General features: G+C 63.3%; 17 protein-coding genes and 1 pseudogene. 1 reads left to right on the top strand and 17 read right to left on the bottom strand.

The window, feature by feature from the left end; translation table 11 throughout:
* Positions 1 to 31: 31 nt before the first annotated feature.
* From IVB40_RS07960 to IVB40_RS07895, 14 genes and pseudogenes are all read right to left on the bottom strand, one after another.
* Complete coding sequence (locus tag IVB40_RS07960; protein ID WP_247438609.1) at positions 32 to 1,282, bottom strand: adenylate/guanylate cyclase domain-containing protein; 1,251 nt, start codon at positions 1,280 to 1,282, stop codon at positions 32 to 34.
* Positions 1,279 to 1,668 (bottom strand): response regulator, encoded by a 390-nt coding sequence (locus IVB40_RS07955; protein WP_247818563.1) that lies wholly within the window; start codon positions 1,666 to 1,668, stop codon positions 1,279 to 1,281. Before IVB40_RS07955 ends, IVB40_RS07960 begins: the two co-directional genes overlap by 4 nt.
* Positions 1,665 to 3,839 carry a PAS domain-containing protein gene (locus tag IVB40_RS07950; RefSeq protein WP_247438635.1) on the bottom strand — a complete coding sequence of 725 codons (2,175 nt, stop codon included), beginning with the start codon at positions 3,837 to 3,839 and terminating at the stop codon, positions 1,665 to 1,667. Before IVB40_RS07950 ends, IVB40_RS07955 begins: the two co-directional genes overlap by 4 nt.
* A 70-nt stretch (positions 3,840 to 3,909) precedes the next feature.
* Entirely contained in the window at positions 3,910 to 4,851 is a 942-nt protein-coding gene (locus IVB40_RS07945; RefSeq protein ID WP_247438605.1) for an efflux RND transporter periplasmic adaptor subunit, read from the bottom strand.
* Positions 4,851 to 5,090, bottom strand: a complete 240-nt coding sequence (locus IVB40_RS07940) for a DUF3302 domain-containing protein (RefSeq protein WP_247438603.1) — start codon at positions 5,088 to 5,090, stop codon at positions 4,851 to 4,853. Before IVB40_RS07940 ends, IVB40_RS07945 begins: the two co-directional genes overlap by 1 nt.
* Positions 5,087 to 6,121, bottom strand: coding sequence for an HAD family hydrolase (locus IVB40_RS07935; RefSeq protein WP_247438633.1), 1,035 nt, complete (start codon positions 6,119 to 6,121; stop codon positions 5,087 to 5,089). The genes IVB40_RS07940 and IVB40_RS07935 overlap by 4 nt, the downstream gene beginning before the upstream one ends.
* Positions 6,122 to 6,126: 5 nt before the next feature.
* Positions 6,127 to 6,492: a DUF1622 domain-containing protein gene (locus IVB40_RS07930; protein WP_247438600.1), complete on the bottom strand. Its 366-nt coding sequence runs from the start codon at positions 6,490 to 6,492 to the stop codon at positions 6,127 to 6,129.
* Between the two features lie 97 nt (positions 6,493 to 6,589).
* Positions 6,590 to 8,131 carry an arylsulfatase gene (locus IVB40_RS07925; RefSeq protein WP_247438598.1) on the bottom strand — a complete coding sequence of 514 codons (1,542 nt, stop codon included), beginning with the start codon at positions 8,129 to 8,131 and terminating at the stop codon, positions 6,590 to 6,592.
* Between the two features lie 74 nt (positions 8,132 to 8,205).
* Positions 8,206 to 8,670 (bottom strand): DUF202 domain-containing protein, encoded by a 465-nt coding sequence (locus IVB40_RS07920; protein ID WP_247438596.1) that lies wholly within the window; start codon positions 8,668 to 8,670, stop codon positions 8,206 to 8,208.
* Complete coding sequence (locus IVB40_RS07915; RefSeq protein WP_247438594.1) at positions 8,667 to 9,137, bottom strand: hypothetical protein; 471 nt, start codon at positions 9,135 to 9,137, stop codon at positions 8,667 to 8,669. Before IVB40_RS07915 ends, IVB40_RS07920 begins: the two co-directional genes overlap by 4 nt.
* Positions 9,134 to 10,113, bottom strand: a pseudogene (locus IVB40_RS07910) (formylglycine-generating enzyme family protein). Before IVB40_RS07910 ends, IVB40_RS07915 begins: the two are co-directional and overlap by 4 nt.
* Positions 10,114 to 10,130: 17 nt before the next feature.
* Positions 10,131 to 10,601 (bottom strand): hypothetical protein, encoded by a 471-nt coding sequence (locus IVB40_RS07905; protein ID WP_247438592.1) that lies wholly within the window; start codon positions 10,599 to 10,601, stop codon positions 10,131 to 10,133.
* Positions 10,602 to 11,031: 430 nt separating this feature from the next.
* Entirely contained in the window at positions 11,032 to 11,847 is an 816-nt protein-coding gene (locus tag IVB40_RS07900) for an adenylate/guanylate cyclase domain-containing protein (protein ID WP_247438590.1), read from the bottom strand.
* Entirely contained in the window at positions 11,844 to 13,085 is a 1,242-nt protein-coding gene (locus IVB40_RS07895; protein ID WP_247818562.1) for a cache domain-containing protein, read from the bottom strand. The genes IVB40_RS07900 and IVB40_RS07895 overlap by 4 nt, the downstream gene beginning before the upstream one ends.
* Positions 13,086 to 13,355: 270 nt before the next feature.
* Here IVB40_RS07895 and IVB40_RS07890 point away from each other — a divergent pair, with 270 nt between their 5' ends.
* Complete coding sequence (locus tag IVB40_RS07890; protein ID WP_247818561.1) at positions 13,356 to 13,961, top strand: DUF4142 domain-containing protein; 606 nt, start codon at positions 13,356 to 13,358, stop codon at positions 13,959 to 13,961.
* A 559-nt stretch (positions 13,962 to 14,520) separates the two neighbouring features.
* Here the strand turns inward: IVB40_RS07890 and IVB40_RS07885 are convergent.
* The 3 genes from IVB40_RS07885 to IVB40_RS07875 form a co-directional block, all read right to left on the bottom strand.
* Positions 14,521 to 14,673 carry a hypothetical protein gene (locus tag IVB40_RS07885; RefSeq protein WP_247438584.1) on the bottom strand — a complete coding sequence of 51 codons (153 nt, stop codon included), beginning with the start codon at positions 14,671 to 14,673 and terminating at the stop codon, positions 14,521 to 14,523.
* A gap of 495 nt (positions 14,674 to 15,168) precedes the next feature.
* The gene (locus IVB40_RS07880; RefSeq protein WP_247438582.1) at positions 15,169 to 15,360 is read right to left on the bottom strand and encodes a DUF3606 domain-containing protein; all 192 of its coding nucleotides are present in this window, start codon (positions 15,358 to 15,360) and stop codon (positions 15,169 to 15,171) included.
* An 81-nt stretch (positions 15,361 to 15,441) separates the two neighbouring features.
* Entirely contained in the window at positions 15,442 to 15,603 is a 162-nt protein-coding gene (locus IVB40_RS07875) for a DUF2934 domain-containing protein (RefSeq protein ID WP_247438580.1), read from the bottom strand.
* Positions 15,604 to 15,761: the final 158 nt, after the last annotated feature.

Here is a 15,761-nt window from a genome sequence, read left to right as displayed (position 1 = left end):
CATTCAGGTCAGTGGCCTAGTTGTTTCGTGCTTATTCCATCTGCATGCGGACGCCTTTGGCGCCGTTCAGCAATCGTCTCAGGTGAAAGCCCGCCAGCGCGTCGCCGGCATGCTGGCCGACCAGCGCGGCGAACGCCGGCATCGCCGAGACGTCGCCCGCTTCCAGCCTGGCGAAGGCCTCGGCATAGGTCCTGGTCGGGGGGGCATCGAACGCCGAGGTGGTCAGCGGCTCGTAGGCCCGAAGCGGCTCGCTGCGTCCGCGCAGGACGAGGTCGCCGACCGGCCGTCTTTCGAAGTTTTTGGTGGCTTCGGCGGCCGCGGCACTGACGCAGATCCGGGTGCCGAGAAACTTGTTGGCGGCTTCGAGACGCGCCGCGATGTTGATGGTGTCGCCGTACGCGGTGTAGTCGAAGAAGCGGCTGCCGCCGAAATTGCCGACCAGCGCGGGGCCCGCGTGTACGCCGATGCGGGTAGCCCCGAAGTTCACGCCCCTTGATTTCCAGCGTTCCCGAAAAGCTTCCGCCCAGGCGTCGAGATCGTGCGCGCAGGCGATCGCGCGCGCGGCATAATCCGGCTGGTGTCCCGGCGCGTTGAAGAGAACCTGGACCGCGTCCCCGATGATCTTCGCGACCGTGCCTTCATGCGCGAAGACGACCTCGGTCATGCCCTCCACGTATTCATTCAGCAGCGCACTCAGTGTTTCCGGCGCCGCGGTCTCCACCAAGGACGTGAAACTGGTGATGTCGGTGAAGATGGCCGCGACGTCCCGGCGGTGCACCTCCATGCCGTTGCTTTCCCCGCGGGAGGCGAGCCGGGAGGCGATCTGCGGTGAGAAATATCGCAGGAGGGAGGCGTGAGCGCGCTCCGCCTCGGCCAGCCGGCGGCGCGCCTCGCGCATCGTCTCGACATGGCGAACGGTCTTCTCGATGGTGGTTTCGAGGTCGCCGAAGTCGATCGGCTTGGTCAGGAAATCGAAGGCGCCGCGGTTCATCGCGGTGCGGATGTTGCTCATGTCGCCGTAGGCGGACACGATGACGGTCGACTTCTTCTCGTCGGCTTCCTGCAGCTTGGCGAGCAGCGACAGCCCGTCCATCCGTGGCATGTTGATGTCGGACACCACCAGATCGACGTGCGGATGCCGCTCGATCGATTCCAGCGCCTCGATGCCGTCGTGGGCGAAGACGAACTGCACCGCGCCCTCGCGGATTTGCCTGCGGAACTTCTGCAGCACCAGAGCCTCGAGATCGGGCTCGTCGTCGACGACGAGGACGGTTGCGGTCATGCGGCCTCCCCGAGCCTGGCGTCGATCTCATGGCGCAATTGCGCGAAGTCGATCGGCTTGGTCAAAAGATCCGCCGCGCCGCGTTCGATCGCCTTGCGGCGGGTTTCGGCATCGCCGTAGGCCGTGATCATGATCACCGGAACGTCCGGACGCTCCGCGCGCACCTTCGGCAGCATTTCGAGTCCGCTCATGCCGGGCATGTTGATGTCCGACAAGATGAGAACGAGGGCCGGTTCGGCGGCGTCGGCGGTGCGGGCCAACGCCGCCGGCGCCGAGGGGGCGAACTCCATCAGGAAGCGACCAGCACGAAGGTCGCGCCGGAATTGCTGACGGAACAGGACTTCCACGTCGGGTTCGTCGTCGACGACCAGTATGCATGCGGTCATTCCGTGCCTCCGGCCTTGGCACGCGCCGCCGTGCGCGGCAACGTGACGATGAATTCGGTGAAGGCGCCCGGCTCGGTGACGACGTCGATCCGGCCGCCGTGCTGCTTCACCACGATGTCGTGGCTCAACGACAAACCCAGTCCGGTGCCTTCGCCCGCGGGTTTGGTCGTGAAGAACGGGTTGAACATCTTGTCCTTCACTTCCGGCGGGATACCGGCGCCGTTGTCATGGATCGTTACTTCCACCCTGTCGCTGAAGCTTTTCGTGGCCGCGCTCAGCACAGGTTCGAACCCGTTCCCGGCGCTTTCCTTGCGCTTGGCCGCGGCGTAGAAGCCGTTGGAAATCACGTTGAGGAATACCCGCGTGATCTCCTGCGGATAGATGTCGATCATGCCAGCGTCGGGATCGAGGTCGCACTCGAGGGTGACGTTGTACCCTGGTCTCTCGGCACGGGCGCCGTGGTAGGCCAAAGCGAGGCTTTCTTCGACGATGGCGTTGATGTCGGCCGGACGAAGTTCGCCGGCGCCTTCGCGCGAATGCAGCAGCATGTTCTTGACGATCGAATCGGCGCGCGCACAGTGCTGCACGACTCTTTCGAGATTTCCCTTCAGCATGAGCGTGAGCTCGTCGACCTCTTTCCGCGTCGTGCCGTCCAGCGCGGCCTGCCCGAGCGTGTCGTCCAAGTCGTCGATCAGCTCCGTAGATAATGCCGAGAAATTGGTGACGAAGTTCAACGGGTTCTTGATTTCGTGGGCAATGCCCGCTGTGAGCTGACCGAGCGAGGCCAGCTTCTCGGTCTGTATCAGGCGGCCCTGGGCGGCGCGCAAATCCTCCAGCGAGATCGACAGATCCCTGGTTCGCGCCTGCAGTTCCTCGAACAGTCGCACATTCTCCATTGCGATCACGGCCTGGTCGGCGAACGTTCGCAGCAGGTCGACGTGATGCCGGGCGAAGGGTCCGGGCTCCTTCCGGGTGACGCTGATCAGGCCCACCAGGCCCTTCTCGTTGCGCATCGGCGTCAGCAAAAGGCTGCGAAACCCCCGCGCGCGCCCGATGTCTCTGACGCCGGCTCTATCCGCCAGCTCGGAGTCGGTGTCGCTGATTTCCGTCTGCCCCTCCCGAACGAGATCCAGCAGCGGAGAGGTTGCGACACTCTGCGGGAACCAGGCGCGCAAAGCCGCATCCGCCTCCGGACCGAGTGAGGTGAACGCTGCCAGGTCGACGACATCGCCGACGACCCGGACGACCGTCGTCGTATGGCCTCCGACCAGTCTATTCGATCGCTCGGCGATCGCGTCCAATACCGGATGGATGTCGGAGGGTGAACTGGCGATCACGCTCAGAATGTCGGCCGTCGCGGTCTGCCGCTCCACACTGATCCGCAACGCGTTCTCGGCCGCCATCTGTTCCGTCACGTCGGTATTGGTGCCGAACCAGCGGACGACTTCGCCCGCCTCGTTTCGGATCGGTAGCGCGCGCGAGAGGAACCAGCGGTAGCTCCCGTCTCTGCTCCGGAGAGGAAAGGTATCCTCCCACGGCGTGCCGGTGTCGAAGCTTTGCTGAATGCGCTCGACGACGCGGTCCACGTGATCGGGATGGTGGACCTTCCGCCAGCCCCAACCCTGCATGTCCTCGAGGGTGGTCCCCGCGTAGTCGTGCCAGCGCTTGTTGTACCAGTAGATCGAACCGGCGGCGTCCGCCGTCCAGGCGAACTGGCTGATGTTGTCGGCAAGCTCCCGGAAACGGGATTCGCTTTCGCGCAGCGCCGCGTCTTGCGTGGCGAGCGCTGCCTCGGCGCGCTTGCGGTCCGTAATCTCCTCCGCGGCAACGTTGACACCGACGACCTCGCCCGCCGAACCCCGCACCGGGTGCCAGTAGGTGACCCAAAAGCGCGCTTCGGTCTGGTCGGCGCGCTGGCCTGCAACCTCGATCCCGAGCACGGGCTCGCCGGTCTTCACGATCGAGGCAACGATGCTTTCGACCGAATCGGCGAGAGCGGGCACGCAATCCCTGACGGTGTTGCCCAGATGACCTTCAACGGAAATCCCGCAGATGTCCGTGAGACGCTGGTTAATCTGGAGATAGCGGCAATCGGGAGAGAGAAACGCGAGCCCGATGGGTGCTGTGTCGTAGATCACCTTCAGCGTCGGCTGCTCGGTCAGCGGAAACATGACCGGCTTGCTTTCGGCGGCTAAGAGATTTCGATCCTTCGACACTATGACCTCCTTTCCGCTTAGGCCCTCAGAACGGATTGACGTAGTTGGTGATCGCGACCTGGCGCAGCAGCACGCGGCGGACCATGTGAGTGGCCTGCAGATGGTCGGTGTAGATGGCCGCGGTTCCCGTGCTGCCGGCCGGCAGGTTTCGTGCGAACTGTCCGTCGTCGAGCTTCACGCGCGCGACGAACGGGATCGCCTCGATCGACTTCGGCAGGACCGCGGTGCCCGAGGTCTGCGCCTGCCCGGTGGCGACCGCCTGCAGCACGCTTTCGACCTTGCCGCCGAACACCCGTCCGGGCGCGAACTTGAAGGTGATCTCCACTTCCTGGCCCGGCTCGACGTAGCGCGCGTCGATCTGGTTGATCTCGACGCCGATGATGGTGCCGGACGTGTCGATGAAGGCCATGACGGGCGTCAGCGGCAGGTTCGCGACCCGGGCGCCCTTGCGCAACGCGACGTTGGTGACGTAGCCGTCGGCCGGAGCACGGACCGTGGTCTTGTCCAGATTCCACCTGGCGCCCTCGAGCTGGGCTTTCAGCTGGTCCACCTCGGACTGGCGCTGCTGCACGTCGAAGCCCCGCCCGGCGTCGCGTTCGAACAGCGTCGTCATCTGCAACAGCCGCATGTCGGAGAGCTTCAACTGCGCCTCGATCGCCTTGACCTGGGCATCGAACGGCGTCGGGTCGATCCGGAACAGGACGTCGCCCGCCTTCAGGGGGGCGTTGGCGAGGACGGGCACGTCGGTCACCTCGCCGGCGACGTCGGGCACGATGGCGACCGCGTTGCGCACCACGATAGCGGACCCCTGCGGCGCGCCCCAGTTCATCGGGATCAGCAGCCCGAACAGCACCAGGGCCATGACGATGAAGGGCGACAGCTTCCAGAACAGGTTGAAGCGAACGATCTTGAAGTGCACCAGCACGAACAGCAGCACCAGGTAGGTATTGATGATCGCGGCGCCCATCAGACCTGCTCCGGCCTGCGGCGGGGCACGTCGACGTAGGCCCAGATCAGGGCAATCGGCCACAGCGCGAAACCGCACAGCAGGGTGATCCAGCCCGCGACGGTCACCGCCTCCGCCTGCGGATGCCCCCGGGTCTTGGCGATGTGCCCCGGCAGCCAGCCCGCGATGCAGAACACGCCGATCGCGCTGGCGACCAGGATGATCAGGACGATCCACGCGAAAACATCGTAGCCCGTCATTGGATCGTCCCCGCCCTGCTCGTCCCCACCCGGTTCGCCCCCGATGGGAACACGGTCGCCCAGTCGCGCTTCATGTCCACCACGGTCCACGCGCCGGCTGCGGCCGCATCCAGGGCCTTGTCGAGCTTGCCTATCTTCGACTGGCGGTCGTAGGCGTATTCGCGGTCTGCATCGGTGTGATGGACGATGCCCATGAAGCGGGCGCCGGATCCTGCCGCGGTCCACTGCAGCATCTGCAGGTCGCCGTCGGAGTTGCCGAACGCGAAAATCGGGCGTCGGCCGATGAAGCGGTTGATGCCGGCCGGCTTGCCGGGTCCGTCGTCGATGAACTCGACCTTCGGAAGCTTCATCAGAACGGGACCGCCGCGGGGACCGTTCGCCAGCTTCACCAGGCCCGAGGAGCCGACCACCTGCTCCGGCGGGATGCCGTAGACCTTCTCCATCCACGGCCGCATGAATTCGACGCCTCCGCCGGAGACCACGAACGTCTTGAACCCGTTCGCCCGCAGGTAGGCCAGCAGTTCCAGCATCGGCTGGTAGACCAGTTCGGTGTAGGGCCTGTTGAACCGCGGATGCCGGGCACTACCGGTCCAGGCGACGACGGATCTCGAGAATTCTTCCGTGGTCATGCCTGCGTGCGTGGCAGCCATGATCTCCAGCAGTCCCTTCTCGCCGGCAGCCTTCAGCGCGCGCCCGTCGTGCTCGAAGAGGCCCTTGAAGGGCTGCTTCGTCTTCCACTCCGGATGCTTCGGCGCCATGGCCTTGACGCTGTCGAGCGCGAACGCGAGCTGGAAGTACAGCGGCTGTTCCGTCCACAAGGTGCCATCGTTGTCGAACGTGGCGATCCGCTCCGCCGGAGCCACGAAATCCGGATTGCCATCCGTCGTCACCCTCGCCACGAAAGCTGTGATGGCGGTCTTGGCCGGACCTTCGTTCCAGGAGGGAAGCGGGTCGGCCGGCTGCGCCAAGGCGCCGGCCCAAGCCCATGCGGCGAGGAAGCCCAGCGCCAATCCGCGTCTGCTGATCGCCATCCGCATCATCCCGGTGCCGCTCCCTTCACGCCTTCGCTTTGGCGCCGGCGCACGTCGTCGAGATCGCGATCGAGGAAGTGGTTCAGGAAGGTTCGGATCACCGCGACCGCCCCGATCCGTCCGATCGCCTCCCAATTGGTCGTGATGGAGGTCTCGATGATGTCGGCGGCGAGTTGGAAGGTCAGAGCCGCCACCAGCCAGCGGGCGTAGCGGAGCCAGACTTCGCGGCGCTCATGTCCGTCCGGCGCCGAAAGCATCGCGCGCAGCCCGCTGAAGAAGGCCTCGATCGTCCCGATCACCACGATGACGAACGCCATCGCGTCGATCACGACGATGGCGTTCTCCGTTGCGATGATCAGCCACTGCTTCACGGGCGACCCCAGTCCAGATGCTCGGTTGCGAAGGGCGGCGCGACCACCGCCCTTCATTAATCGTGAACGCCACTCGCTCCGGCGTACCGGAAACTTGTCAGCTTCCCGCGACCGTCGCGTGCAGCTTCTCGACGGCCTGGTCCGCAGTGAAGGTGTTCGGCTTCTGAATCTTCGGAAAGTCGACGAAGGTCTCGTTGAACTTCATCATCAGCGCGATCGCTCCGTAGATGATGTAGTCGTGGTGGAGGAACCAGTCGTAGTAGGAGTTGGAGGTGACATCCGCGAACTCGAAAGGATCGGTCCGGAGATTGAACAGCTTGGCCACCCGCAACGGCGTGAACGGTTCCGCCCAGACGCCCATGGTGCCCTTCATGCGCTGCTCCATGAAGACGATCTTCCAATTGTCGTACCGGATACCCAGCGTGTCGCCGTCATCCGAGATGTACATGAACATCTTGCGCGGCGACTTTTCCGTTGCCCCGGTGAGATAGCTCAGCAGGCTGACGCCATCGATGTGGTTCTTGTAGGTGCGGCCGAGCGCCTTCACGCCCTCCTTCAGGTCGTCGACGACGGTCTTGTTGCCGGCCAATTCCAGGAAGGTCGGCAGCCAGTCGTGATGCTGGACGATCTCGTTCGAGATGGAGCCAGGCTTGATCTTGCCGGGGTAGCGCACCACCAGCGGAATGCGAAACGCCCCTTCCCAGTTCGTGTTCTTCTCGCTGCGGAACGGGGTCATGCCGCCGTCGGGCCAGGAATTGCGGTGGGGACCGTTGTCGGTCGAGTACATGACGAGCGTGTCATCCGCGATGCCCAACTCGTCGAGGTAGTCCAGCAGCGAGCCGACGTTCTTGTCGTGATCGATCATCGTGTCATGGTACGGCGACTGCCAGCGCCCTGCCTGCCCAAGGCTTTCCTTCTTGGTGTGCGTGAACAGGTGCATGTGGGTGAAATTGACCCAGACGAAGAACGGCTTGTCGTCGTCCACGGCCTTTTTGATGAAGCTCTTCGCTCTGTCGGCGAAATCGTCATCGCACGTCAGCATGCGTTCCTTGTTGAGCGGGCCGGTATCCTCGATCTTCTGCTTGCCGACCTTTCCCCAGCGCGGATGGATCGTCGCATCGTCGGTGTCCGTCGCGAAGCTGTGGATCACGCCGCGCGGCTTGACGGTCTCGATGAAGTCGCCGAACTCCTCCTTGGGAAAGTAGTCATACATCTCCGGCTCTTCCTCGGCATTGAGATGGTAGAGGTTGCCGTAGAACTCGTCGAAACCGTGATTGGTGGGCAGCATGTGGTTCAGGTCGCCGAGGTGGTTCTTGCCGAATTGGCCGGTGGTGTAGCCCTCGTTCTTCAAGAGCGCCGGAATCGTCACGATTTTTTCGTTCATGCCGACCGGCGCGCCCGGGATCCCCACCTTGGACAGACCGGTGCGCATCACGCTCTGGCCCGTGATGAACGACGACCGTCCGGCCGTGCAGGACTGCTCACCGTAGGAATCGGTGAAGAGCATTCCTTCCTTCGCCAGTCGGTCGATGTTGGGCGTCTTGTATCCCATCACCCCCATCGAGTAACAACTCAGGTTGGTGATGCCGATGTCATCGCCCCAGATGACGAGGATATTGGGCTTTTTGGTCTTGGCCATTCTCTCGCTCCATTGCTCGATGCTTGTCGCCTACTTCGCTCTCTCGAGTTCGCTCCCTTGTCGCCAGAACCTTCTCAGCCGAACGGTCCCGCGCTGAACATCATGCTCACGATCACGCAGACGGCGAACAGCAGCAGGACGATCGCGGTCAGCAGCGTCAGGGAGACCGGAAAGGTGCTCTGCGCATGGATGAGTCCGTCGGCGGCCATCGCCTTCCGCTCCTCGCGGAGGTGATACATGAACTGAACGTGGTAGATGATGCCGCCGACGAGCATCAGAATGCCGAGCGCCACCAGCGTCACACCGAAGTTACGGCCCGAGCCGGCGTGAGCGATCACATCGTGCTCGCGCAGCTTTTCGAATACTTGGGCGATCGTGAAGCCGAACGAGATCAGGGAGAGCGAGGTGCGGATCACCGACATCAGAGTCCGGTCGGCGCTCATCCGGGTGCGCTGAAACGACATCCCGGTCCGCCGCGACGAGAGCTCGACCGAGATATCGTCGGAGCCGGACTGGCGGGTGATGTGGGGAGCTGTCATGGCGTGCGATGCTCCCGGCGCGCGAGCCACCATCGGGCAAGGACCTGCGTGATCCAGCGGAAGACGAAATACGGGATCAGCGCCAGCAGGACTGCCATCATGACCGCCTCGGCGGGGTAGAACCGGTCGAGCACCTTGTACTGGTAGATCACATCCATGCTCAGCCCCAGCAGGACGGTGCGGGCCGTCGCCAGCAATGCCTGCCGCACGCCGCCACGAGTGCCGCCGTCGCCGCGCGCGTTCGAGATCCCGTCCGGAATGGCCGCGATGAGCGCCATCGTCGGTTGCAGAAAGAAGCGGAACGTCATCGGCCCGTGAATGCGGTCGGCGATGTCCGTCCAGAACCGCTGGTGCACCTGCAGCGAAAAGCCATAGGTGTAGGCGCCTATCGTGAGCAACGCCGCCGCGAGAACGAGGGCGAGCCATGTCATGGCGACCGCCGCATGCGATGGGGCGCCGGCGCTCATGAGGCCCCCTCCCTGACGACGCAGCGGAATCCGATGTGGCTCGACGACGTGTCGACCGGCTGGGCGTGTCTTGCTGCGGGCCGATAGCGCCGGCAGTAGTTCGGCGCGCACAGATGCGAGCCGCCCTTCAGGACCCTGCGCGGAATCTTGATGTTCGGCTGGCGGCTGTCGTAGCTGCCCTCCTCGCGTCCGCCGCGCGGATTTTCCGGGATGCAGCAGGCCTTGGGCGCATCGGCTTCGTGCCCGGCGAGTACCAGTCGGAGGTCCACTCCCAGACGTTGCCGATCATGTCGTGCAGGCCATAGCCGTTCGGCGGGAACGCGGTCACCGGCGAGGTTCTCTCGTACCCGTCCTCGCCGAGATTCTGCCGCGGGAAATTGCCCTGCCAGGTGTTAGCCATGTGACGTCCGCCAGGCGCGAACTCGTCGCCCCAGGCGAACTCGACGTCCTCAAGCCCACCGCGGGCGGCGAACTCCCATTCGGCCTCGGTCGGCAGGTCCTTGCCGGCCCATTTCGCATAGGCCAGCGCGTCGGCGTAGGAGACGTGAACGACAGGATGATTGTCGAGCACATTGATGTTGGTCTTGGGCCCATAGGGATGCCGCCAGTCGGCACCCTTCATGAAGCTCCACCACTGGCTCCAGTCGCGGAGATCGACGGGGCGCTGCGGCGGCGCGAACACCAGCGAGCCCGCGTACAGCATGTGCGGAAGTGCGCCCGGATAGTCGGCTGGATCCGGAGGGGCCTGTGCAGTCGTCACGTGGCCGGTGGCGCGGACGAATTCCTTGAACTGCCGATTGGTGACTGGGGTGCGGTCGATCCGGAAGGCACCGACGGTGACGCGATGAACCGGAGCTTCCTCCGGATAGTGGTCGTTCGATCCCATCCGGAACGTGCCGCCGGGAATGACCACCATGTCTGCGGACGGCAGATCGTCCCGCAGCGGCTCGCGCTTTCTGATTCCAAGTTCCGACATCGCCGTTACCGCCGCGACTACCGACAGTAGTCCCAGAAGCCCTGGGTGCGCGACGGATCGGTGTAGTACCAGCACATGCCGGGCGCGGGAGCCGCACCCGCCCAGGCTGCGGCGGTTGCTGCGGTCACCATGCCGATCGCGGCGCCCGCGGCGATCGCGCCTCCCCGCGGCCAGCGATAGTTAGCTGGACGCGCCCAGCGGACGCCGCCGCCATGATAGCCGGGGCGGGCAACCGGCCCGCGTCGCACCACCGTTCTGCTTTGATAGACGCCGCCGCGCGGACCGACAGCCGTATGCCTGGCAACCGCGCGTGCTCGTACCTGCAGGATGGGAGCATCCGCCGATTGATCGGCCAAATGGCCGGCATTGATGGAAACCGGCGCGAGCGGTGCGGCGTCAGACTGCAAAGGCGCGCAGCAGATTGCGGTGATCGCGAAAGCGGCGGTCAGGACGATTTGCCGCAGCGGATTCGAAGCGTCGTTTCGCATGGCCTTCTCCCTTTTGCTCGGCGGTGAGCATTGTTCTTTTGATCAAGCGCCAACGTTCCCCCCGCACGGATGCGGCAGAGGAGCGAACGTATGTTTTCCGCGTGATATGCGGATCTCAGAAGAGATGGTTGGCCACACGGCCGCCCGTTGATTTCGCGCATTCTAAAGCCGGACCGCGGACGAGCGCGGCCGGATAACGACATCAACAGGTCAGATGGGTGCCCGCATGATCACCTTCGTTTCTGCGATCTTCGATCGCCAGGAAGGAAGCTTTGTTCTTGTTCTTGAACTTAGATCATCTCTTGGTTGCATCATATGTTAAGAGCGATCCGCAATGTTGGCAAACGTTTTTTCGCGCAGGGCGAGTGTCGGCATCGCCTGAGATTTGAGCTCGCTTGTATCTTTTGCGCCGTCGACAAGCGTCCTTCCGTCATTCACTGGCATGATGCCGAGCGACGGCGTCGTCCGGGTGAGCCACCGAGAAGGCTTCGAGCCTTTCGTTGCCATTCCGCTTGCCCGTGCTCGACAACGAGGCGTATGCGCGCTCCCACTCCGCCACCAGGGCTAGTTGCTGGTCGCTGGCGTCCGCTGCTGCGCATATCAACTCGAACACCTGAAACTTCGCGGCAAATCCCTTCGGGCTGATGCGACCGATGCTGCGAAAGAGAAATTCGTCCGCGACGCGCGCCTTGACGGCCTCGCTCACCAGCACCGTGGTCCCGTACCTCTTATTGAGCCCCTCCAGGCGGGCGGCGAGGTTCACCGAAGCGCCCAGCGCCGTGTAGTTCATGCGGTCCTTGGAGCCGATGTTGCCGACCACGACGTCTCCGACGTGCAGGCCGAACCTGGTCCGGAACGGCGGCAGACCTTCGGCAGCGAATTCGGCATTCAGCCGACGATTGGCTTCGACGCAGGCCAGCACAGCATGGCAGGCGTTCGAGACGTGCCGCGCGTCCTCGGTCGGTGCATTCCAGAACGCCATCACCGCGTCGCCGATGAACTTGTCGACCGTGCCTTGTCGCGCCATGATCTCTTCGGAAAGCGCCGAGAAGTAGCGCGAGGTCATCCGCATCACGCCGGTGGGCTCGGCGGCTTCGGTCAGCGAGGTGAAGTTCTCCACGTCCGTGAACAGCACGGTCAGTTCCCGGCGCTCGCCGCCGAGCTCAATGGGCACTTCGCTTTCGACCAACTGCCGCACCAGCCGCTTCGGAATGAAGTTCGAGAACGTCCGGACGAGATTCTTCATGGCGGCGATCGACCGGCCGAGATCGTCGATCTCCCGCACCACCGACCGGATGCGCGGGGTCTGGCCAGGTCGAAGTGCCGGATGCCGTCGGTCTCGATCGCAAGCGCCCTCATCCGCTTCGACATCATCGCGCCCACCCACAGCACGATGGGCAGCACGGCCAGCACGAACCCGAGCGCCGTCAGGAACAGCCGCCGGCGTTCTCCTTCGATCTGCGAGTAGAACTCGTCGATGGGCGCGGAGACGCCGAGCCGGAGGTTGGCCGCCCCAGCGGACGCGATGGTGCGGAATGCCGCCGCATGGACCCGCCCGTCGGCATCCTCGAAGATCTGCTGAGACACGCCGGTCTTTTTCCAGGCATCGACAGCCTTCGCGATCCCGATCCGATCGACCTCCGCGAGCTTCGGCAGCCCCGCCGCTGCGGCCGTCCCGCCGCTGCCTGCCATCAGTTCGGACATCTGCGGATGGGCGAGAACGCGGTTCTCGTCGTCGAACAGGACGACCATGCCCGAGTTGCCGAGCTGCTGCCTGCGGAGCAGCGCTTCGGCCTCGCCGGTCAGGATGTCGCCGGCGACGACCCCGCGGGGCGAGCCGGCTATGGGCATCCGAAGCGTGTAGCCGGGCTGCCCGATGGCAAAAAAGATATAGGGCTCCGTCAGCGGCCGCAGCTCCTTCTCGAACGCCCCATCGTACCAGGGCCGCTGGCGGGGGTCGTAATCGGAGGGTCCCGGCCGCCGCTCGATCGAGCTCAGATCGTCCCGCAGGAAGTCGATGGTCGAAGCCCCGCCGGAATCCGGGATGACGAGCAGGCGGAATTGTGCCCCATCGGGAGCTTCGGTCCTCAAGCGCGCGATTTCGCCGCCACGTTCCAGGTAGTCCATCTGCACAAATCTGCCGTCGTCGTAGCCGGCGTAGAGGCTGTAGAGTTGGCGGTTGTTGCGGAGCATCGACGCCAACAGTGCGTAGAGCCTGGGATTGTCACGCACAGCGGCCGATCGCACCGACGGCAGATCCTGCAGGACGTCCAGTCCGTCGCGGACCGCCATGAACTGCGCGTCGATCCGGTCGGCCGACAGCTGAGCGACAGTGTCGAGGAAAGACGCTGCCGCCGTCCTGGTGATCGCGCCGACCCGCTCGAAGCTGAGGTAGACCAACGACAGCCCGACGAACAGGACGGTTCCGACAAAGATCGCGGTGATCGACGTCCTGAATCCAATTCTGAGGCTGCGATCGGGCATGTTTTGCCGCCGATGGTTTCTGCCAGCGATCCATCTTGCGCCTCCTTGGCGCCGGGAGCAATTGCGCGGAACTCCGCCAAATTTCATCGAAATGAGCGGGAGGCCTCAAAGACGCGGCCGCTCTTGCGCCCGCGCCGCGATCAGGAGCGGCGTCGTTTCCTAGGAAACTTCCGCTAATCGAGACGTTTGAAGGCTGCTGTCCCGCCCCACGCGCAAGGAGACTTTCAAATGCTGGAACGACGCATTCTTCTCGCCGGCATCGCTGCGACCATGGCCGCGCCGGCTCTCGCTCAAACCGCCGGCAAAGAAAGGACGAATGACGCCTCCAAGGACTCGTCGATGTCTCAAACCACTGGTGCAGGTACCGGCACGATGGGGGATGCCGAGCAGAAGCACATGACAGACACGAAGGCCGTGGGTTCGATGTCGCTGCTCGCCTCGCGTGTCGCGGTCAAGAAGGTCCGCGACGACGACATCAAGGAGTTTGCCGAATTCGAGGTCGCCGAGCAGGAGACCATGGGCGACGTGCTGATGTCGATGATGGATCCGAGCAAGGCGACAGGTAAATCGAATCCTCCGTCCGAATCCGAGGCTCGCCAGCACGTCCCGCAGGACGAGCAAGCCACGCTACAGAAGATGGAGCAGATGGAGGCCAAGGAGTTCGAGACGGCCTATGTCCGCGCGCAGACCGAAGGTCACCAGAAGCTGCTGCGCATTCAGGAGGACTATCTCGCGAGCGGCAAGGATCCAGCCCACATCAACGTCGCGAAGCTGGCGCGTGGGCAGATCAAGGAACATCTGCAATTGCTGGCGGATCTGCACGACGACGATGACAAGAACGCCACAACCGGTCGATCATCACGCGTCAAGAAATAAGGGTGCTGAGCGCCTGAGTTCGGCCGGGCCAGGGGCCGCCGAGCGGCTTGCCCTGCCTACGATTGGATAATGCACAAAGGATGCTCGCCAATTCCAACGACGAATTGGAGGGTCAAATACGACAGCGCCGGCAGCGGGTAAGAACACCTGGGAAAGCCCAGAGCAGATCACGAAACCGCGCTGATCAGGATATCGCGGCGGACTTGGAGCGCACAATTCGGCGCGGCGTGCTGCTCAGTCGTTTGGATCGATTCCGTCCGCGATGGCATGAGCGCAAGGCGGCCCAATCGACGCTGCAGACGACTCGGTCCCCGTTATCGAACATCGCGAAACTACCCAGCTTCATATTCTGCCATAATCAACTCGCCGGATCTATCGGGGACAAGGGGCATTCGGAGCCCCTGTCGCGGTTCTGAACTATGTCTATAAATCAACGGCTTTGCCCATCGAGCCAAATCAATAGATTGTCCCCTAGGAGCCATAGTCAGCGCGATCGAGAGAGGGTTCCGCAACTGCGCGGCAATACCGGCATGATCGGCGAACACCAAAGCGGTTGCCCTCATGCCGTTGCGTTGCCTTTGCCGATGGCGTGCAGCTTCAGTTTGCTGAGATCATCGCCTACACGGAAGCCCCGCAGCTCGGCAAGGGAGGACGGCCGCGCCGAGATGGGGAGGAGAGCTTTGACGACGAAGAAGTCAGAGCGGCCCTTCAATGCAAACGTCCGCGCAATCGAGACTTCCACAGCGCCTGATGGTGTCAGACACACCCCGCGCTTGGCCAGAGGAGATGCATTCGACCTAACGCTTTGATCATCCACTCTGCCGTTCAGATATACCCTTGCAGAACGAGCCCGTCCTTCCCACGTTCAGACGAAGATATATTTGCGGCTTATTGCGCCGCCCCCGGATCAGTTGATAGTAGCAGCGGGTCTCTTCGGCCAGTCTCAATTAGGTGCTCAACGTCATTGGCTGCACTGATCGACACTTAGAAGCGGTTCGCTTCCCATCGCGGCCACTGCCCTCGGGCCAAGCGGCACCCCCCCCGGCGTGCGTCGATAGCATGCGAATTCTTTGCATGGCGGAATCGCGAACCCGATAGAGACGGCCGCGAAATGCAAGAGGCCCCCAGGTTCGGACTGGAGGGCCTCACAATCCACGAGGGGTACATCCGCCCTCCGTGTGGATTTGATGAAACTGCGCTTGCGCGGCTACCGCTTACTGCCTTTAAGCGTCTTCTCAACGCGCTTTCGGCTGCTGCCGACCTTCTTCACAGCCTTCTTCACTGCGCTCGCGGACTTTCCCGTTTTCTTCGACTCGTGCCTAACCTCGTAGTTCTGCTTGCTCGCGACGCGCGCGCGATCCTGTTTCCTGCCGCGAGTCGTCTTTGCTTTCTTGGCCATTCAATTCCTCCTTATGCAGAGCGAAACGCTGCGAAGAGTCCTAAGTTCCTGATGGAAGATTCCTAAGTTCCTGATGCAAGACTACAAGGTATCAGGAGTCTTTCGTGGTGATGACGAGTCTTGGTCACGCAGCTCTTCCACAGCGGCCTGCCAGCACTCTTCTTCCTTGTCCTTTGGGCAGCCTAGCCGCTCCCATATTTGATAGGCGCGGACTTTAATTTCTTTTTCCGTAGGCTCTGACATTCCTCACTCCGCGATTGTTTCTGCAATCCGGTGGCGCGCAACCGCTTTTCGCCCCGGAGAAACCTCAAAGCCGCGACGATCAGCATGCAATCACGACCCGCCTTGTCTTTCTGCAGGCGGACCGCATTTTCGTCCTCATGCGCCAAGGGGACAGTATT

Origin of the sequence: Bradyrhizobium sp. 40 (genome assembly GCF_023100925.1) — a bacterium.
Classification (GTDB): Bacteria; Pseudomonadota; Alphaproteobacteria; order Rhizobiales; family Xanthobacteraceae; genus Bradyrhizobium.
Note: the sequence above shows the minus strand (reverse complement) of the source record. Positions and strands in the feature narration are given on the sequence as shown.